This window comes from Pectobacterium parvum (genome assembly GCF_020971565.1).
Taxonomy (GTDB): domain Bacteria; phylum Pseudomonadota; class Gammaproteobacteria; order Enterobacterales; family Enterobacteriaceae; genus Pectobacterium; species Pectobacterium polare.
Genome location: NZ_CP087392.1, coordinates 3,536,331 through 3,558,262, shown reverse-complemented (window position 1 = coordinate 3,558,262; position 21,932 = coordinate 3,536,331). Strand labels below are relative to the sequence as shown.

4 protein-coding genes and 1 pseudogene are annotated in these 21,932 nt (G+C 55.7%); 1 reads left to right on the top strand and 4 read right to left on the bottom strand.

Features of this window, described 5'->3' with window-relative positions:
- Positions 1-150: 150 nt before the first annotated feature.
- Positions 151-1,357, top strand: a pseudogene (locus tag LOZ86_RS15880) (glycoside hydrolase family 28 protein).
- Between the two features lie 94 nt (positions 1,358-1,451).
- Here the strand turns inward: LOZ86_RS15880 and LOZ86_RS15875 are convergent.
- The 4 genes from LOZ86_RS15875 to LOZ86_RS15860 all read right to left on the bottom strand — a co-directional run bounded on the left by LOZ86_RS15875 (position 1,452) and on the right by LOZ86_RS15860 (position 21,384).
- Positions 1,452-2,621 carry an HlyD family type I secretion periplasmic adaptor subunit gene (locus tag LOZ86_RS15875; RefSeq protein WP_039485378.1) on the bottom strand — a complete coding sequence of 390 codons (1,170 nt, stop codon included), beginning with the start codon at positions 2,619-2,621 and terminating at the stop codon, positions 1,452-1,454.
- Positions 2,622-2,632: 11 nt separating this feature from the next.
- Positions 2,633-4,771: a type I secretion system permease/ATPase gene (locus LOZ86_RS15870; protein ID WP_230242298.1), complete on the bottom strand. Its 2,139-nt coding sequence runs from the start codon at positions 4,769-4,771 to the stop codon at positions 2,633-2,635.
- Between the two features lie 39 nt (positions 4,772-4,810).
- The gene (locus tag LOZ86_RS15865) at positions 4,811-6,262 is read right to left on the bottom strand and encodes a TolC family outer membrane protein (RefSeq protein WP_039485382.1); all 1,452 of its coding nucleotides are present in this window, start codon (positions 6,260-6,262) and stop codon (positions 4,811-4,813) included.
- Positions 6,263-6,774: 512 nt separating this feature from the next.
- Positions 6,775-21,384 carry an Ig-like domain-containing protein gene (locus tag LOZ86_RS15860; RefSeq protein WP_230242289.1) on the bottom strand — a complete coding sequence of 4,870 codons (14,610 nt, stop codon included), beginning with the start codon at positions 21,382-21,384 and terminating at the stop codon, positions 6,775-6,777.
- Positions 21,385-21,932 lie beyond the last annotated feature (548 nt).

Here is a 21,932-nt window from a genome sequence, read left to right as displayed (position 1 = left end):
TGTAAATGGACTTTTATTAATCTACATATTCATATGCGACAATTTTTAGTTTCTATAAAGGTGTTTCATGTTTCTTAATTAAATAAAGAAAATGCGTCATTCCTTTTTAGTCACAATAAAATTGCGGATATCTATAAGGGAAGGTTTGACATGGAATACCAATCAGGCAAGCGAGTTTTATCACTATCATTGGGGCTATTAGGTCTGTTCAGCGCATCGGCGTTTGCTTCTGACTCACGAACGGTGAGTGAACCGAAAGCACCGTCTTCCTGTACGGTGCTTAAAGCGGACAGCAGTACGGCCACGAGTACGATTCAAAAGGCTCTGAATAATTGCGGGCAAGGAAAAGCGGTAAGGCTGAGCACAGGGAGTTCGTCCGTCTTTCTGAGCGGTCCGCTTTCTCTGCCTTCTGGCGTGAGCTTATTAATCGACAAAGGGGTGACCTTACGTGCTGTGAATAACGCCAAGTCTTTTGAGAACGCGCCATCGTCTTGCGGCGTCGTCGATAAAAACGGTAAAGGCTGTGACGCGTTTATTACCGCAACGAGTACGACAGGTAGCGGAATCTATGCCGGGCACTATTGATGGGCAAGGCGGCGTGAAGCTTCAAGATAAAAAAGTGAGCTGGTGGGATTTGGCCGCCGATGCCAAAGTGAAAAAGTTAAAACAGAATACTCCCCGGCTGATTCAGATTAATAAGAGCAAGAATTTCACGCTGTATAACATCTCTCTCATTAATTCCCCGAACTTCCATGTGGTATTCAGTGATGGTGATGGTTTCACCGCGTGGAAAACCACGATCAAAACACCGTCCACCGCCAGAAACACCGACGGTATCGATCCGATGTCATCAAAAAATATCACTATTGCCCACAGCAATATTTCGACGGGTGACGATAACGTGGCGATCAAAGCCTATAAAGGCCGTGCCGAAACGCGCAATATTTCCATTTTGCATAACGAATTCGGAACTGGCCACGGTATGTCGATCGGCAGCGAAACGATGGGGGTTTACAATGTAACCGTCGATGACCTGAACATGAATGGCACCACGAATGGCTTACGTATTAAAAGTGACAAATCGGCGGCAGGGCAGGTCACTGGCGTTCGGTATAGCAATGTCGTCATGAAAAATGTGGCGAAGCCGATCGTGATTGATACGGTATATGAGAAAAAAGAGGGAAGTAATGTTCCTGACTGGAGCGACATTACGTTTAAAGATATTACGTCCCAAACCAAAGGCGTAGTGGTACTGAACGGCGAGAACGCGAAAAAGCCGATAGAAGTCACCATGAAGAACGTCAAACTGACGAGCGACAGTACATGGCAAATCAAGAACGTCAACGTTAAGAAATAACGCGGTTAAGACATCGTTCTGTCATAACAGCGCCGCGCGGGGAACCGTGCGGCGCTGCTGTTTGTCACTGCCACTCGTTGTTCCGGGTGCGAGTTTAACGCTCACGCAGCGCTTCATTGACCTTATTCAGCGGTTTAATCAGATAGTCCATCACGCTTTTTTGACCCGTTTTTATCTCAACGCTGGCGACCATGCCGGGCACGATGGGGAATTTTTCCCCGGCTTTGTTGGTCAGCTCCGCCTGCGTGGTGCGCACATAGACCCGATAATAAAACTGATCGCGCCTGACTTCGTCCTGAAGGGTATCCGGCGACACGCTTTCGACTTCGCCCGTTAAATTGCCGTAGATGGAAGAATCATAGGCGGTGATTTTTACCGTGGCGGGCAAACCCGGCCGGATATAGGCAATATCGCGCGGGTTGATGCGCGTTTCTATCAGCAATTGATCTTCCAGCGGCACGATTTCCATCAGCTTGCCGCCCGGTTGCAGCACGCCGCCCACGGTTGTTACCTGAATGTCTTTCACAATCCCGCGTACCGGTGACGTAATCGTCGCGCGTTTTAGCTGATCGGCTTTCCCACTGACTACTTCCATCTGTGCTTCCAGATCGGCGTTGTTTTTGACCTGTTCTTCACGCGCCCGCACGGCATATTGGTTGTTAGCTTCGTCGATTTTGCCGCGAATTTCGCTAATCTGACGGCGTAGCCGAATTACCTCGACGGCGCTGGCAGCACCGCGCTGCACCAGCGGCTCCGTCATCCGCAGCTCTTGTTCTACCAGCCGCATAGACTGTTGCAGGTTGGCGACCGTTTCATCGCGATTGCGCAAGCGTGATTCATAAAGCTGACGTTCGCGTGCGGCCAGCGCCGGTTCCTTCATGGTTTCTTCGCTAAATTTTAGCGGTGCGCTGCTGAGTTCGGCGTGCAGCCGTTCGGCGGAGGCGCGCAGCGTCTGCACGCGGGAGAAGGCTTCGCCGTAGACGGACTGGAAGCGGTTGATATCCAACTGCGCTAGCACCTGACCCTTCTCGACGACGTTGCCCTGCTGCACATACAGCTGACCGATGATCCCGCCATCCAGGCTTTCAATCACCTGCGCGCGGGTTGATGGCGTGACTTTGCCGCTTCCGACGGAGACTTCATCCAGCACGGCGAATTTGGCCCAGATAAAAAACACGATCAGCCCCAGCAGGCTGAGCCAGATAATGACGGAGACGCGCCGACCCTGGCGTTTCAGGTCATCGTGGATCGTGATGCTACTCATTGTATTTCCCCTTACGCCACGCTCTGTGCGGTATCTGCCGGTTGGCTGACCGCCTTCAAAATCTGGTCATGCGGGCCATCTGCCACGATGCGTCCCCCATCCATGACGACCACGCGATCGACCAGCTTGAGCAGCGCCGGACGGTGTGTCACCAGCACCAGCGTACGGCCGGTTAGCCAGTTGCTTAATTGCTGAATAACGTGGCTTTCCAACTGTTCGTCCATCGAGGCGGTGGGTTCATCCAGCAGCACAATCTGGGGATTACGCAACAGCATCCTGCTGAGAAGGATCATCTGTTTCTGCCCGCCGGATAAACCGCGCCCGCCTTCATGAATGATGCGATCCAAACTGGAAGCATCCTGTTGGATCAGGCTGAGCGCGCCGCTAATGCGCAGCGCCTGCAACAACTCCTGTTCGGTGGCGTGCGGATTGCCGAGCATCAGGTTTTGCCGCAGGCTACCGAAGAACAGGCGTGATTCCTGTGACAGGAAGCCCAGTTGGCGGCGGACATCCGCCGGATCGATCTGGCTGATATCAACGCCATCAATAATGACCTTGCCGCGCGTCGCGGTTGCCTGATTGGCAAGCAGCTTGAGCAGGGTGGATTTCCCCGCGCCGACCTTACCCAGCAGTGCCACTTTTTCGCCCGGTTTGATTTCCAGCTTGCCGACCTGCAAGGCGGTATCGCCCTTTTCTGGGTCGTAGCTGTATTGCACGTTGTGCAACTGGAAGTGCCCTTGAAGGATCGGGCAGTGTGCCATTTTGCCGTCTTCCGGCCGATCCAGTGGTTTTTGCAGGAGGTCATCCAGCCCGGTCATGGCGGTTTTCGCATGCTGCCAGCGGGAAAATACCATCGTTAGCTGCATGAGCGGGGCGATGGTGCGGGAGGAAAGTAGGCTACAGGCCACAAGCGTACCGGTGGTGATATCACCTGCCATCACCAGATAGCAGCCGAAAACCAGCATGCCAGCATAGGTGAGCTGTTGAACGGTCGATGCCCAGCCGCTGAGCCGTGCCCCCCACACGCGCTGCTTCATCCCGATGGCGGCGCTGACTTCGTGGGTTTGCTCCCACTGGCGCTGAAAGTAGGGTTCAGCCTGCAACGCTTTAATATCTTCGATCCCTTCGATGGACTCGACCAGCACCGCATTGCGCAATGCGCTTTCACGCATCCCTTCTTTGGCGAGCTTCGCCATCGGCCATTGCAGCATCAGGCCGGGGATCACAATCAGCGGGATCGCCAGCATAGGAATAAACACCAGCGGGCCGCCGATCATCGCCATGATGCCGAGAAACAGCAAGACGAACGGCATGTCAGCGGCTGCCCCGACGGTCGTTGAGGTCAGCAGTTCACGCACCTGATCGATTTCCCGCAGCTGAGAAATAAACGAGCCAGTAGATTTCGGCCGGGCCTCGTTTTTTATCGCCAGCGCGCGGGCGAACAGCATGCCTGATACGTTCAGGTCGATGCTTTTGCCCATCAAATCGGAGACAACGGTGCGTGACAAACGAATGGCGTACTCTAATGCGGCGGCCAGCAGCACGCCGAAAAACAGCACCCACAGGGTGGGGATCGACTGCGCCGGAATCACGCGGTCATACACCTGCATGGAGAACAGAATCCCCGCCAGCGCCAGAACGTTACCCACGATAGACGCCAGAGAAATTTCCCCGATCTGTCGTTTTGCGCCGCGAAAGTGCTGCCAGAACCAGTGCTTGCGGTACGGTTTAACGAAATCATCGATGCGGGTATCGCGGCCGCGTTCCGCGATGCCGACCAGCACGATAATCCCCTGACTGTGTTTGATGAGTTCTGTCAGTTCGGCTTCGCGCTGAAGATCGCCGCCGTCATTCAGCCAGTAGGTTGCAATGCCTTCATCATTCAATGATTCGATGACGATGACGCCGCCATCATCGGTTTCCGCCAATACTGGTAAGATCTGGTTGCGCCAGCGGAGTTTCTCCGTGTGGCGCAGGCTGATGCTCAATCCCATCAGGTGACTGATTTGTTCTAACTGGCGGGCAATCGGCTGCTGTTCGTACCAGCGCATTTGCTGGCGTACCGACTGGGTATCCACCACCTGTCCATAGTGGGCGGCGGCGCGAGCCATCGCGGCAATCCAGACTTCAGTTTGGGTAACGTGTGTCATTGATATTCCTGCATGTTCTTATCCGGCAGGCAAGCCGGCTTACAGCGACGGTAGCGTCTCGCCACTAGCTTGATGACGTTCAACACCCAGCATATCCAGCAGATTATCGACGGCAGCGGCATAGTTAACCGTCGCCTCCCAGCCGTCGTATAACGCGCCGATGCGTGAGGTTTCGGCCTGTAACACGTCTTGCTCAACGCTGAGCAGATCGTTCAGGCTGCGCTTGCTGAGTTTGTATTCATCCTGATAGACGTTGCGGGTGTAGGTCGCGCTGGTAATTTGCTGCTGGCTTGCTTTTTCACGCTGCTGCGCACCGATGAGATCGGCATAGGCCGTTGAGGCTTTCTGGTTCATATCCAGCTTCGCCGCTTCGACTTCGGCCTGCGCCGCTTCGCGCGTGCCTGACGCCGCATCAACGCGTGCGCTGACGGCACCGCCCTGATAAAGCGGGGCTTCTACCACCAGCTGTAGCTGATCGTCCCAGTAATTACGCCTGTCGGTTTCATAGCGGGTACGGCCTGCCTGTACGGCAATGGTGGGAAAGTGCTGAGCTTCCGCCTGACGAATCCGGTGGCGCGAGGCCTCTTGTTTGGACTGCGCGCTCAGCACCGCATTACTCTGCTGGTACGGGAGCGCCTTGAGCGTAATTTTTTGTTGCAGCAGCGCGCGGGGCAGGTCGGGCAGGGCGGTGGGGAGAACGCCAGTTAACACGCTGAGCTGTGCCAGCGAGGAACGTTCCAGTGCCCGATATTGTTCCAACGTTGCTCGCATACCTGCGATGCGGGTTTCCGCTTGCAGAATGTCGGATTGCGTACTGAGACCAGCCTCGGCGCGGAGCGTCGCGGTGTCTTTTACCACACTGAGCGATGTGATATTACGCTCGGCCGCCAGACTCAGTTCCTGATAGCGTTTGATTTTCAGGTAGGTGAGCAAGGTTTGCTGGCCGACCGTGGTCATGGTGCCGTAAAGCTGATAGCGATAAGCATCTGACAGGCTGTGTTGTTCATCAATGCTGCCGCCCGTCTTACCGAAATCGTACAGAAGCTGTTTCAGCGTAAGACCCGCCGTGGAGTTGTTGCTCATCGTGCCGCCAGTATCACTTTGATCTGACCGGCCGACGTTGCCGCTCAGGCCGATTTGCGGGAACCAGGCACTTTGCGCCACGCGCAGATCGGCCTCGCCGACGCGAATTTGCGCCGAGGCCTGCGCGATTTGTGGGTTACGTGCGAACGCGCGGAGAATAGCCTGCTTGAGATCCAGACTGTCGACCTGCTGTTCTGTTGGTGCGGCGGACCAGTCAAACGCGACAGCCTGAGCGAACGTCGGCGGGCTATAGAGGAAAGGAAGGCCACCGCAGGCCAGCCCGGTCGTCAGCACGATCTTCAGCACACAACGCGGTGTGTGATGGCGTAATGTGCGAGTCAAAAAAGCGCGATTACGCAAAAAAAACATGTCCCTGATGAAAAATCTGATAAAAAATGGTTTGTGCATCAATGACCCCTGTTTTCATCACTCTTTGTTTTAGTCCCTTTACACATATTTGTGCCACTACGAGGCCGTTTCGTTCTGTCTCTTGGACACGTATCTATGCTGCTGTTGAGGCTGTTTCGTGCGCGATAATGGCGCTATTTTTATGCTACCTCGTAGCACGCGCCCGACTCGGGACGGCTCAAACGCCGCTCGCCCCGAGACCCCAGGCTTTTGGCGGAAATTATGCCGCTACGCGGTGCCTTCGTCGGTATCAGGTTTAACGGACCGCTTGCGACACGTTTACTCGCCCAATAAACGGGGCTCGCCCTTCGGGCCAGCACAAGTGCTGTTCAAAAACGTCTCTGACGTTTTTGTCCGACGTGGCGCAAGCTTTCGCCGCGTCCATGCGGCTCATCCTAAACCTGCTATCTCCTCAGCATAATTTTTTACGCCGGATAGCGATAAAATCCGCGTTGATCTCCGCATTTGTGTATAAGCAGCAGCCCTTGATCGAGCCAGCGCTTAAAACACCGTTACACCATATTGACGAGCAGGCCTTGCTGCACCAGTACATCTCCCAGGTTGTTGGCGCTATCTAACGATGAATGGTGGTAGACGTCGAAGCGCTGACCATCAATATCGCGCAGTCCTACCGTGCTCCATGCCCCTTCGCCTGGGATGAGGTTCACCTGATTGCCTTCGCCTCCGACGATCAGCAGGTCATCTTCTGGTCGGTCGGTGACATTCAGGGCGTGGTCGAGATCCAGCGTGATGCTGTTGGTGCCGTTTTGGCCTAAATCGAAGATTTCCACGTTGTCGATTTTCAACCCCAGCGCGGTGAGATCCAGATTGAGCTCGGTACCATCCAGAACCAGCGTATCAATCCCGTTGCCGCCATCGATCTGAATGAAATCGAGCGTTGAGAGCGTAATGAGATCGTCGCCTTCACCGCCTTCGACATCTGTACCTGTTTGCACACTGCCGTCGGCCAGACTGATGACGACACCGCCGATGGCATAAACGCTCTCTTCCACATCGGTACTGGCGCTGTTGTCGATGGTGTGCGTCTCGCTGAGCGCAGCCGCCGCCATTTTCGAGCTGACATGAAGGGGTTGCACATCGGTGCTTTCCCCGCTATCGGTCAGTCCGTCAGACAGCGAAGACACCTGAGCGACGCTGCTATCGTCAACATCCAGTGCCATCATGCTCATCAGCGGCAACCCGAGGGAGATACCGGAGGTTAATCCGGCAGACACGCCAGTGAAATTGCCCGCTTGATCGGTGACGGAGGCTTCAACCGCCGTTCCCAATAGCGCGGTCAAAATCGCCCCTACGTTGAGGATGTTGATGCCCAGTAGCGAACTGCTGAATTGCGCACTCCATTTGCCATCGGAGCCGACGGTACCCTGTAGCGTCTGGCCGAGCAGCGTGACGGTTACCTTGGCCCCTTGCTGCACGTAGCGCGATGTTCCGCTGACGGTGACGCCGTTCGCCAGCAGGCCAACCGTGTTACCAATCAGCGATCCCACCGCATCAATACCCAACTGCGGCAACTGGTGCGTTTTCACGACCACATTGCTGCTGGTGTTGTTAGTGTTGCCATAGAGGTCAGTGACTTTGACACCGACGGACAAATTGCCATCGGCGATGTTGAGCAGGTTGGCGCTCGGGACGCTGATGCTCCAGGTACCGTTGCTGGCAACAGCGGCGTTGAGCACGAGTCCGCCCACGGTCAGCGTGACGTTACCGCCTGCCGCGTTGGTTGTGGTTCCGCTGATGATCTGGTTTATGCCCGCTTCGGCCAGATTCAGGTAGCCGTCTCCGCCAAACAGGGAACCGAGGTTGACCGTTGGCAGTGTATGAACGCCCACCCCGATTGAGGCGCCCGCGCTGGTCGTTTTCCCTGCTGCGTTGGTCAGAGAGGCGTTGAGGGAAAGCGTGCCGTCAGTCAAACCGTTGAGATCGAGTGAAGGCAGGCTGACGGACCAGTTCCCGTTGCTTTGCACCACGGCAGAGTAGGTCTTGGCACCCAGTGAGATCTGGATTGTGGAGCCTATCGCATTGGTACTGGTTCCGCTGATGACCTGACCCGCCGCTGCTTCGACGGCATTGAGCAGGCCGTCACCGCCAAAGAGTGGACTGATGGTCAGCGTTGGCTGGCCGTTGATCGCTACGCTGACGGTACTGGTCTGTGTGCCCACGTTACCTGCTGCATCGACCAGACGAACACCGACGTTAGTGACGCCATCCGCAAGGGCTTTCAGGTCGAGGCTAGGGACCGGCAGGCTCCAACTGCCGTTTGCACCGACCGTTGTGGTGTAGGTTTTACTGCCCAGCGTGACGTTGATCGCCGTGCCCGCGGGTACATTGGCCGTGGTCCCGCCGATGAGTTGCGTACTCAACAGGCTGGGGAGATCCAGGACACCGTTGTTGAACAACGGGTTAAGGGTAATAGTCGGCGGCAATATGGCAATGTTGATGCCCGTGCTGATGCCTGTGCTGTTGCCTGCTGGGTCGGTTACCGTAGCACTGACGGTGAGGTTACCATTCGTCAGGCCGGACAGTTGCAGCGGTGTGAGGCTGGTGCTCCAGGTGCCGTCATTGCCGACGGTCGCATTTAGCGTCAGGGTGCCAATGCGTATCACGACAGACGATCCCGCGACGGCGTTAGTGGTGGTGCCGCTAATCGTCTGCGTCAACGCGGCTTCTGCGGCATTGAGGAAACCATCACCGCCAAACAGTGAGCCAAGGCTAATTGTCGGCAGGTTTTTGGCAATAATATTGATAGCGTTATTGACCGTGCCGGTATTGCCGGAAGCATTCGTGACCGACACATTCAGCGTGGTGCTGCCATCGAGCAGCGTGCTGAGATCGGACGGTTGCAGCGTCAGGCTGAACGCGCCACCTGTCCCGACCGTAGACAGGAAGGTTTTACCACCAAGGGTAACGGCAACCTGCGATCCGGCGCTGGCATTGGTGACCACGCCACCGATCGTTTGCGCCACCAGCGCTTCTGCCGCGTTGAGGAAACCATCACCGCCAAATACCGGGTTCAGCGTAATCACCGGCTGGGCAAAATCGAACTTGATGCCGGCATTGCCGCTGGCGCTATTGCCTACGCTGTCAGTCGCGGTGGCGGTCACGGTGAAATCACCGCTGCCCAGCCCTTGCAGAATACCCAGTATGCTTGGGGTAACCGCGGCGCTCCATTTGCCGTCCAGACCGACGGTCGCGGTGACCGTCTGTGAACCCGCAATGCTAAGCGTAATGGTTCTGCCTGCCAGACCGGTAGCCGTGCCGCTGAGGGTTTGGTTGACCAGCAGGTCGCCCAGATTCAGCAGGCTATCGCCAAAGGCCGGATTCAGGGTAATGCTCGGCAAGTTCTTGATGACCGTCGGGATGTTCACTATCTGGCTGGCGGTATTGCCCGCATGATCGGTGACCGCAACGCCCAGCGCCAGCGTGCCGTCCTGCAAGGCTTGCAGGTCGAGAGCAGGAACGGACAGGCTCCAGGCACCGCCTGCACCGACGGTAATCCCAGTGTAAATTTTGGTGCCCAATGTCACGGCGACCGTTGCGCCAGCAGCGATATTCACATTGCTGACGATACCGCTGATAATCTGGCTGGTCGTGGCATCTGCGGCATTCAGCGCGCCATCCGTGAAGGCCACAACAGAGTCAATGACCGGCAGGGATTTCAACACGTCAATGTTGACTAGCTGATTCTTCACGTTGCCGTGTGAATCGACGATGTCGACGTTAACCGCCAGCACGCCATTGCTTAAACCAGTGAACACGTTCGAAGGCAGGGCAACGCTCCAGGAGCCGTTGGCGCCGACGGTGCCTTCCACTGTGGTGCCCAACACGGTGACCTGTACTTTCGCGCCCAGATAGTTGCCGGTCGCGTTACCGCTGATGATCTGCGTCAACAGTGATTCGGCCAGATTGAGGATGCCATCGTTACCGAAGATATCAGTAATGCCTGCGCCGAGCGTTTTGTTCAGTGCGACATCCAGCGTGACATCAAGGTGCGCGGTATTGCCCGCCGTATCGGTCAACGTCACGCCGATGACCTGCGGCCCGTCAATCAGGTTTTGCAGATTGGCGGACAAGATTGGAAGACTCCAGTTGCCGTCGAGGCCGACGGTTGTGGTACCCGTCAGCGGCCCGGCGGTTAAGGTGACGGTGGCACCCGCTTCGCCTCTGCCGGTAATCGCTGCGCCCGCCACGGCTTCGGCCAGCGTCAGGATGTTGTCATCGAACAGCGTGACGCTGAGTAGCGGGATATCGGTATCAACGGTAATGACCTGCGTATCCGTTGTGGTATTGCCAGCTTTATCCGACAGCGTCGCGGTGATGACGTAGTTGCCGTCGGCTAACTGTGCCAGATCGGCGGCTGGGACATTGACGCTCCAGGCGCCAAGGGAACCAACCTGAGCACTGTAGGTTTTACCGTTCAGGACGATGGTGACAATTTGTCCAGCCTCTGAGATGGAGGCGGTACCGGTAATCGCCTGCGCTGTGCTCATTTCAGCCGCATTGAGCACATTGTTCGTCGCCAATGCGACAATATTCAAGTCGGGCGCGACGGTATCCACGATGACGGCGACTGTCGTGGTGGCGTCCGGAGACGTTGCTGTCACGTTGATCGATCCCTGGCCGGCAAAGGCCGGCAGGGCTGAGATAGTGATACTCCAGTTACCGTTGCTGTCGGTGGTGGGAAGGGGCGCAGGCAGCATCACGTTATTGACTGAAACCTGTACGCTGGCGCCTGGTGCTGTTGGGCCGATAGATCGCCCAGATATCGTAATGTTGCCATTGATCTCGACGGCATTGATGATGTTGTCGGTCGAGATGGGGTTAATGGTCATGATGGGCTGAGTTTGCGTCAGGTCAACAGTAAAGTTAACGCTGGATGCTGGCGTTGGGTTCCCGGCCCGGTCCTGCGCACTGACGGAAAGCGAATAGGTCGTGTTGGACAATACCTGCAATGCAGAGGACGGGAGGTCAACGCTCCATAAGCCACCGTTGAGAATTTTGGTTTGGTAATCCTGGCCATTCAGTCTGACGGTCACGTTCTGGCCAATTTGCAGTCCGGTCGACGTCCCGCTGACGGCCTGCGTTGCTCGGCTTTCCGCATAGGTCAGACCGTCCAGACCGGCGAAGGCCGAAATCGTAATGGTCGGTGCGGCCTGAATCGCGAGGTAGGCCTGAGAATTCAATGTACTGCTGTTACCGAGGCTGTCCGTGGCCGTGATGCTGATATTTTGCGTACCGTCGGCAAGCTGGGAAAGCTGGGTAGGGGTGAGCGTTGCGGTCCAGACTCCCCCGCTAAGCTGTACGACTAGGGGTTGTCCTCCAAACGTGACGCTCACGTTTACCGCATCGCCCGCGGTACCGCTTAGCGTCCTGCCCAGCAGCGTAGCGGCTTCTGCAATGCTCATGTAACCATCGTCAAACGGCGTATTAAGCGTGATGGTCGGTGGCGTGAGATCGCTATTAAAGACGATCGGCGTAGACCCTACGTTGCCGGCCGCATCGACGGCGGTGACGGTGATGGTATGTTGGCCGTCGCTCAGCGAGTTCAGCGCATTAGGGGGCAGCGTAACGGACCAATTGCCGAGACCATCCACCGTTGCGGTGTAGCGAATGCTGTTGAGGTCGATCTCCAGTTTAACGCTTTGCCCGTTGCCGCCAATCTGCGTGCGGCCAGAGAAGGTCAGTGCGGATGCGGCTTCGGCACCGCTCAGAATATTATCAATACCGAACGGCACCATGTCGATAATCGGCGCTGGCAGCGTCTGTGCCGAACTCACGTCGAGCGAGGCGCTGGTGTTGGTATTGCCGACCCAGTCGGTGACCTTAACGCTAATGCTGTAGTTGCCTTCGGTGAAGATCGCCAAATCGGCAAGGCTTAGCTCTCTGGACCAGCCTCCTAAGCCGTCAGCGGTGGCGGTAAAGGTGGTGTCGACCAGCGTGGTTTTATTGGTCACCGTCACGATGACTTCCTGACCCGCGCTGGTAATACCGGTTTTACCGGTCAATGTCTGGATGGCCTGAATTTCAGTGGCGTTCAGGATGCCGTCACCAAACGGTAGGTCCAGCGTTGCCACAGGCAGGGTGGTAGTCAGTACATTCGCCGTGGCTACTGTGGTGCTGGTGTTGCCCGCGGTGTCGGTTACGATGACGGTGAAATTCACTGTGCCATCCGGCAGATCAATTAGCGTCTGGCGATCCAGCGATAACGACCAACTGCCGTCGGCATTTACCGTAGCGGGGAGGCTGGTACCGTTAATGCTGACCGACACGGTTTGCCCCACGTTGCTGGTGAGCCCCGTTTGTCCAGAAAGTATAGCGCCCGGCTGCGCATCATCTAGGCTCAGTTTGCCATCGCCGAACGGGGTATCCAGCGAGGCGACGGGAACACCCACAATGACGCTGGTGAAGGAGCCGCTGCCTGAACCGGTATTGCCTGCATGGTCCGTCACGGTCACATTGATGGTTTGTGTACCATCACCCAGTGCAGCGAGATCGGCTGCGGGTAGCATCACACTCCACTGACCGTTTGCTGCCACTGTAGCGCTGTAGGTGGAGGTGATCGTACCGTTGGTGATCGAGACAGACACGCTCTGACCTGGATCGATGAGCCCCGTCGTGCCCGTCAGCAACTGATCCACCGTGCTTTCTGCCTGATTGAGCACGCCGTCGACAAACGGGGTGGCGATGCTGATGGCGAAATTGGTGTGAATGACGACATCCAATGTGCCGCTCGCACTGCCGGTATTGCCCGCGCTGTCTGTGACCGTCGCGCTGACCTGCATGTTGCCATCTGCCAGAATGCTAAGCGCATTGGCCGGGATAGTGGCGCTCCACAGACCGCCCGCGAGTGTCACGCCCGTCGTAGTGTAAGTCCCTATCGTGACCTGAATCACTGTCCCGACGGGCAGGTTGGTGTAACTGCCGCCAATGGTCGTTGCCGTCGCCAGCTCCGCGATAGTCAGGACGTTGTTGTCATAGAGCGAATCCAGCGTTAGTGTCGGGAGTGATTGCGTTTTTAGCGTGATATCAATGCTGGCGGCGCTGGCATTACCTGCGCCGTCGGTCACGCTGGCTTGCAGCGTTTTCACTCCGTCGCCCAACGCCAGCAGGTCGTTTGCCGCAACGGTGATTTGCCAGACGCCGTTGCTATCGGCGACAGCGCTATAGACGGCCGTACCGACTTTTATTGTAACCAGAAGACCCGCTTCGGCCTTGCCGCTCAGCGGTAGTCCGGCTAGTGCGTCCGCCAAACCGATGTCGCTGGTGTCAACCAACATGTCGATAGACAGCAGCGGTGGAACGGTATCGACTGTGAACGGATGGGTGGCCGTAGCCGGGTTCTGTGCGATGTCGTTGACCGTTGCGGTCACATTCTGATTGCCCTGCGGCAGATTTTGCACATCGCTAGCGGGAACGGTCGTACTCCAGTTACCGTCAGCGCCAACGGTCGCCAGATAGGTTTTGCTATTCAGCGTCACCGTGACGCGCTGTCCCACTTGAACATTCGTCGTTGAACCAGAAATGAGCAGGTCAGATTGCGTATCCTGCGCGCTGACGACATCGTTACCAGATAGGGTGGCGATGGTGATAGCTGGCAGGTTAGTCGCATCGGTGATGACGGTAATGCTATGCGTCGCTGAACCGGGGTTGCCGCTCACGTCCGTTACGCTGGCATTCACGGTTTGCTTGCCGTCAGGGATGTTGCCAGCATCCGTTGCAGGAACCTGCACGCTCCAACTGCCATCCGACCCCACGGTGGCGAAGTAAATTCCACCGTTGAGCGTGATGGTAACTTGCTGGCCCTGTTCCACATTCTGACTGCCGCCGCTGATGGTCAACGCTTGGCCTGATTCGGCCAGATTGAGGTAATCATCGTTCGACAGGGTGGTGATGGTCAGAGTCGGCGCTTTGGCCGGATCGGTATCCAGCGTAATCGAGTGGCTGACTGTGCCGGTATTGCCTGCCGCATCGGTCAAGGTCGCGGTGATTGCTGTAATACCGTTCGGCATGTTTTGCAGGTCGCCGGCAGGCACGGTGACGCTCCAGGTGCCATCGGCCTGCGCCAGCCCTTGATAGATCTGTCCATTGATAGTGACGTTAACAATGATGGGACGACCGCTATCGTTGAGGGGCGATGTGCCGGTAATTTCCAACGGCAGCAGGCTTTCCGCGATGTTGATGATATCGTCAATGCCAATCGGATTGATGGTCAGCACCGGTGGCGTCAAGTCAACGAAGGCGCTGCCCTGAACGGTTGACGTATTGCCTGCCGCATCACTGACGGTCACGGAAATGTTGAGTAGCCCGTCTGCCAGCGGAGTCAGAACGCTCGGTGACAGTTGTAGGCTCCAGTTACCGCTGCCGTCAACCGTACCGGAATAGACCGTGGTGCCAATGGTGATGCTGACGGTTTGCCCAGCACCGCGAAGGCCCGTCGTGCCGTAAAGTGTCTGTCCGGCCAGTGCGTCACTGAGATTCAGGTAACCGTTGCTGAATGGCATATGCAGCGAGGCTACCGGTGGATTATTGATACTGACGCCCAGTTGTTGCATACCCGACAGGGCATTACCCGCCTGATCGACGGCCGTGACGTTAACGGTGATGACACCATCCCCCAGCACTTGCAGATCGGCAGGCTGAATAGTGGCGCTCCAGGTACCGTCTGGTTGCACCTGTACGGTGTAGGTTTTCCCGTTGAGTATGACGTTGACATCCGTGCCCACCGTGACGTTGACGGCTCCGCCGTTAATGGTAATGCCGTTTGTTGCTTCCAGCGCGTTTAGCTGGTTATCCCCAGTGATTGGCGCAATAGACAAGCCGCTCGCGTTAGTATTCACCGTGACGGTGCTGCTGGATGTCGCGGTATTGCCGGAGGCATCGCTCACGCTGACGGTAATCGTCTGGCTGCCGTTAACCAGCAGTGCCATGTCGGTATCCGAAATCGTGGTGCTCCAGCTTCCATTCGACAGAACCTGTGCGGTATACGCCTTGCCATTGAAGCTAATCGTTACCGTCTGGCCTTGCTCAACGTTTTTACTGGTGCCGCTGATCATTTGGCTGACCCGAGCTTCCGCCCCGTCAATAATGTTGTTGCCAGCGAACGTACCAATCGTGACGACCGGCGCGTTGAGCGGGCTGGCATCGACGATAATGGTCTGCGTTGTGGTCGTGGTATTGCCTGCGGCATCGGTCAAGCGTGTCACGATGCTGTAATTGCCGTCGGACAGGTTACTCAGATCGGCTGACGGAATGGTGATGCTCCAGGTGCCGTCACTGCCGACGGTGCTGCTGTAAGTTTTCCCATTCAACGTGCTGGTAACGGTTTGCCCCGTGCTGGATGATGAGGCGGTGCCAGTTAGCAACTGATTGCTCAGTACTTCGATGCTATTCAGGATGTTGTCGGTAGCAACGCTGGTGGTTGTCAACGTAGGCGGCGTGCGAGCCACGGTTATGTTGCTGGTTAAGGTACTGCCGTTTCCGGCCGCGTCGCTGACGCTAACCTGCAATGTTGTGATGCCATTCGGCAGATTTTGCAGGCCATTCACAGGCAGAGAGATCGTCCAGTTACCTGCTGTATCCACGATCCCTGTGTACGTCACGCCGCCGAGTGTGGCGGTGACGGTTTGCCCTGGTGAGGCGATACCGGTTGTGCCGCTGAGCGTCTGAGTCACGCCCGCTTCTGCGGCATTGAGTATGCCGTCGCTGAACGGCGTGTTCAGCGTGAGTGTCGGGCTGCTGTGGGTGAACACATCGATCGTACGGCTGCCGCTCAACGCGTTTCCTGCGCTGTCTACCGTTGTTACGGTGAGGGGTGTATTGCCGTCGGCCAGCGTGCTGACGTCTGCCGAGGATACGGTGATGCTCCATGCGCCGTTCGGTTGTATCACACCAGCGTAACTTTTTCCGTTCAATGTCATCGTGATGGTCGTGCCCGCTGCCACATTCTGGCTGCTGCCGTTGATGGTCAGATCTTGCGCGGCTTCGGCCTGATTCAGTTTGTCGTCACCCGCGACGGTATCGATGGCAATGCCGCTCAGAGAGGTATTCACCGTAATCGTCTGGTTAAGTGTTGCTGGGTTGCCGCTGGCATCGTTAACGCCGATCGTGGCGGTATGCGTGCCTTGTGCCAGATGAAGGAGATCGACAGACGGCACGCTAACACGCCACAGGCCGTTGCTGTCGACTGTTGCGGTATAGGTACTGCCACCGAGCGTAATGGTAACGCGTTGTCCAGCCTCGACATTCAGACTACCGCCGCTGATGATTTGCGCAACATTGATTTCACCGCCGTCGATGATGTTATTGAGCGCGATGGCGTTGACGGTGAGCAGAGGTAAGTTGGCCGGATTGGCATCTAGCGTGAATGACCCAGTGCTGGTGGCGCTGTTGCCTGATGCGCTGGTCAATGTTGCCGTCACGGTGTAATTACCGTCAGCCAGCGCCTGAAGGTCGGCGGCGGGTACTGTAGCGCTCCAACTGCCGTCTGCCTGAATTTGAGCCTGATAATTTTTGTTGTTGATCGTGACAATGACGGTGCGCCCGGCATCGGATTGTAGCGCATTACCGGAGATCGCCTGATCGTTCAGGCTCTCGGCAGCGTTGATGATGCCATCGCTGGTCAGTGGTTTCAGCGTTAGAAGAGGGCGAACCATATCGACGGTAATATCGCGAATGCTCTGTATGTTGTTGCCCGCACTGTCCGTTGCTTCTACATGGATGGTCTGTACGCCAGTTGGCAGAAATTGCAGGTCGGCGGCGGGAAGTGAAGCATTCCAATTCCCCTGATTATCCACGGTTGCCGTATAGGTTTTGCCGTTCAGCGTGACGATGACGCTTTGGCTCCCTCCGGCGATCCCGGTTTTTCCTGTCAGGTTCTGTCCGCGGGTTGATTCAATGAGGTTTAGTATTCCATCACCAAAAGGCTGGTCAATGGTTGGTTGTGGCAGGTTATTAATATGGATATCAACATTTCTGCTGACAGTTATCGGATTATCTCCAGGGTTGGCGACGCTGGCGGTAATGGTTGCTGTACCATCCGGTAAGGCAAGTATGTCACTGCTGTCGATCGTGACGCTCCAGCTCCCGTTTGCAGCAATCGTGCTAGTGTAAGTCTTGCCATTGAGCGTAACGGTAACGCTTTCTCCCTGGGCGACGTTGACCGTTGAACCTGAAATAGTCAGCGGCTGTGAGGCTTCAAGGCGATTAATTTGGTTATCAAGCGCGACAATGCTGATGGAGATACTGTCGTTACTTATATCAACATTGGACCAGTTCTCATAGTTTCCCTTGTTACCGGCCAGATCCGTGACCTGTGCACTGATGGACACCGTTCCCTCAGTGAGTTGCGCCATGTCCCCAGCCGGAATTTCCACGCTCCAGTTTCCGTCGCTCTTGATAGCGGCGAAGTAGAGTTTTTTGTTGAGAAGAATGGTCGCAATTTGGCCGGTTTCCACATTCGCGCTGGTGCCCGTCAGCCACTGGCTGACTTTGAGATCGGCCGCGGTGATGACGTTATTCTCATTAACGAAAGGGTTAACGAAGATCGTTGGCTGGAATGCTGGATCCGCACTGAGCTCAATGAATTTTTCGATGCTGACGGTATTGCCGACTGCATCGGTTAGCGAGGCTGACAGTTTGTAGCTGCCATCGGCCATGCCGCGCAGGGCGGCTGTAGGTAAGTTGATGCTCCAGTTGCCATCGCTACCGACAACGCCGGTATAGAATTGCCCATCGAAAGTTATAACGACAGTACGACCCGCTTCGCTGATTGAGGCGGTGCCGTTGACGGTCTGGTTGCTTTGCGATTCGACCAGGTTGATAGTGTCATCGCCTGCAATAGTGCCGATAGTCAGGGTAGGGGTCGTAAAGTCGGTTGGGCTAACAAACGTTTTACCCGCCTGATTGCCCGCGGCATCCTGCGCGGTCACCAACAGCGTGTTGTTGCCTTCCGGCAATTGCTGGAGATCGGCAGCAGGAACGGTAACGGTCCATTTGCCCGTAGTATCAACGGTACCCGTGTAAGATTTCCCGGCGAGGGACAAAATAACGCTCTGCCCCGTACCGCTGATGCCGGTGTGGCCGGTAATCGTCTGGCTGACCAGCGCTTCTGCACCGTTCAGTGAACCGTTGCCGAATGGCGTATCCATCGTCGGTTGCGGCAAGGTATGAATGTGAACGCCGAGCGTGTGATTGTCCGTTACGGCAGCGCTTCCCGTCACATCCACGCTGGCGGTGATGGTGGCATTGCCGTCTGATAGAAGCTGGAGGTCGGCGCTGGGGATTTGCAGCGTCCAACTGCCGTCGGCGGCCACGGTGGTGGTGTAGTTCTTTCCATTCAGCGTCACGGTCACCGTCTGCCCAGCAGGGACATTGGCGGTATTTCCGCTAATCGCCAGCGGTTGCAGGGATTCTGCCCGGCTTAACAGGTTATCGCTGGCGACAATGTTGATGGCGATGCTGTCGCCAGACTTATCGACGTTGATATTCTGGCTTCCGCTCGCGGCGTTGCCCGCTTTGTTACTCACGTTAACGCTAATGCTATGCGCACCGTCCGCCAGCAGGGCGATATCTGCGGTTGAAACGTTGATGCTCCAGACACCGCCGGATTGCACGGTGGCAAGGTAGGTTTTTCCATTCAGACCAATGGTGACAACCTGCCCCGCCTCAACGTGGGTGGTGATCCCGCTCAACTGCTGGCTAACTTTTGCTTCTGCGCCATCAATGACGTTATCGTCCGCGAAATTATTGATGGTAATGGTTGGCGCGGTGGTCGTACCGCTGTCAATGGTCAGCGGGCGGGTAACCGTTGTGGTGTTGCCTGCGGCATCGGTCAGCGTAACGGTCAGGTTCTGGTTACCGTCTGCGATAGCGACCAGATCGGCCGTTGGCAGCGTGACGCTCCAGTTTCCGTCGCTGCCGACGGTGGCGGTGTAGGGTTTGTCATTCAGCGTCACGGCGACTGTTTGACCGGCTTCGCTGAGCGATGCGGTCCCGCTGACCACCTGATTAACGGCCAGTTCTGCACCATTGAGGATATCGTCCTGAGCAATTGCTGAGACGGTGAGCGTCGGCGGCGTCGTATCCACGGTGATATTCTGCGTGACGATAGTTTCGTTGCCGGCGATATCGCGGACGACGATCTCCAGCACGCTAATGTTGTCCGAGGGCAGGCTTTGCAGCACGTCTTTAGGGATCGTGACCGTCCAGTTTCCGTTGGCATCCACCGTTCCGGTAACGTAATTCCCGCCGATCGTCAGGCTGACAGTTTGGCCCCTGCCGCTAATCCCGGTTTCCCCGCGGATGACCTGATCCTGCACGGCTTCTGCTCCGTTTAATACGCCGTCGGCGAAAGGCGGTGTCAGCGTAATGGAAGGGAGCGTGTTGATATGAACGTCCAGCGTGCGGTCGACGGTGACGGTATCACCACTGATTCCCTGTACGCTGGCAGTCAGGGTGTTACTGCCGTCTGACAGCAAAAGCAGGTCGGCGCTGGGGATGTCCAAAGACCATTTGCCGTCTGCTCCCGTTGTGGTGGTATAGGGCTTCCCGTTCAATATCACGGTGACGGTTTGGCCTGCGGCAACGTTGGCCGTCGTGCCATCAATCGTTAGCGGCTGCCCTGCTTCCACAGCATTCAGGCGATTATCAAATGAGATGATGCTGATGTTGACCGCTTCGGCGTTGGTGTCCACCGTGATGGTTTGGGGCGGCAGCGTGGTGGTGTTGCCTGCTTTATCCGTTAATGACGCCACCAGACTGTAGGTGCCGTTAGCCAGCGCCTGGATATCACCGGAAGGAATAAGTACGCTCCAGGCGCCGTCGCTTCCTACTGTCGTCGTGTAGGTTGTGCCGTTAAACGTTATCGTAACTGTCTGGCCGACATCCGATAAGGAAGCCGTACCGGAGACAACTTGTGAGGACTGGAGCTCGTCAGCGGTGAGTCTGTTGTCTCCGGTAAACGGTGACAGGGACAGCTCCGGTGGCGTGGTGTCGACAATAATGGTGCGGTTGACCACGGTGATATTGCCAGCATTATCGCTGATCGTGAACGACAAGGCGTGTTCACCTTCGCTCAGAGCACGAAGGTCTGCGGCGGGCACGGTCAGGGTCCAGTTACCGGCGGCATTAATGGTTGTGGTATACGTTTTTCCATTCAGCGTGATGCTGACGTTCTGGCCTACTTCACCGGTTCCGTTGAGAATCTGGCCGTTTGCTAGTTCTCTGACGGTGAGGTAATTATCACCGGTGAATTTATCAACGGTCAAATTCGGAGGTAAGGTATCAAGGGTGATATCGAGGTTTTTTTCAAGGATGACGCCGTCGGCACCCGGTACGCTCACTTTTAACATATAAATGCCGTCTTGCAGCCCAGTAAACGCATCCGCTGGCAGAGAAAAACGCCAACTGCCGTCGGCGGCAATGGTGGTGGTGTAAATCATGCCGTTCAACGTGATGGTGACGGTTTGGCCTGCGCTGACGCCATTTGTGTTTCCGCTGAGAATGTGGGATTGGCCTACCTCCACACGATTCAAAATATTATCGCCAGCGAAGGTATTGATGGTTAAAGGCTCTGGAGAAGGGGACGATGGTGTTGTTGGCTTATTATCATCACTCGACGACCCGACAGCAACAGCCGCCCCACCGATCGCGATAGCACCCAGAATTCCTCCTAACGTAGCTGCTGATAGCGTGCTGGTTGCAGCGCTACCAATCAGTAATGACGTCATATTATCTAGCGCAGAGTATTCTGGCGTAAGGGCAACGGCTCCCGCCGTGAGTGCGGCACCTTCTGCTGCTGCCGCACCGGAGAACTGCGCGTGGATGAGTCGAGTGCCATCGTCAAAAACCAGCTCGCTGTGGTAGCCCGCGGCATCCAGAGTAAAGAAGCTTTCATAGCGGACGGTGGTTCCGTCGCTCATGTGCAAGATAAGATCGTCGCCAACACGCTCATAGCGAGACACCACGTCGGGTGTACCATAGATTCGAACGGTGCTGCTTTCCAGAAGTTCGACGTTTCTCGTACCCTGTAGAACGTTTTCTATGAACTGGCCATTCTGGCGCGACAGGATATTCACATTTCCAGCAATAACATTCATATCTGACATGAAATAGCCTCTTGCTTATCATTTGCAACCATTGTCTGGATATATCCCCCCGGCAAATCGATTGGGCAACGGGAGTGTATAGGTATATGTGCAACCAAAAATGGCGCACAAAAACAGACCTAGTTTAGAAAAAAATAAAGAAAGTATGGCTAATTTGAGTACTGCGTAGGCTCCTTTTCATAGGGAATCTGAATTGTATGAAATTTGTCCTATTCTTGATATTTATAGGTGCGGTTTAACTAAAAATCCAACTTTTTTGAAATGTTTTGAAAATAAGAAATATGACAATATTCTTACGTATTAAATAACTTAGCAGTGTTAGCTTCTATAGCTAATAATTACTACGATAATTATAATATTTAATTACCATCACTTAGTGTTCACGATGATATGGTAATACGTTTTTTGTGCGGGTAGGCTCAGATAATTTACCGTGCAGGGGGAGACGTTATCTGTATTGTTTGTATCAATTTGGTGTTTATTATTGGCGGTGAAAAATGAGTGTGAACGACGCGAGCTACCGGTAAATTGATAACTAATAGTGATAA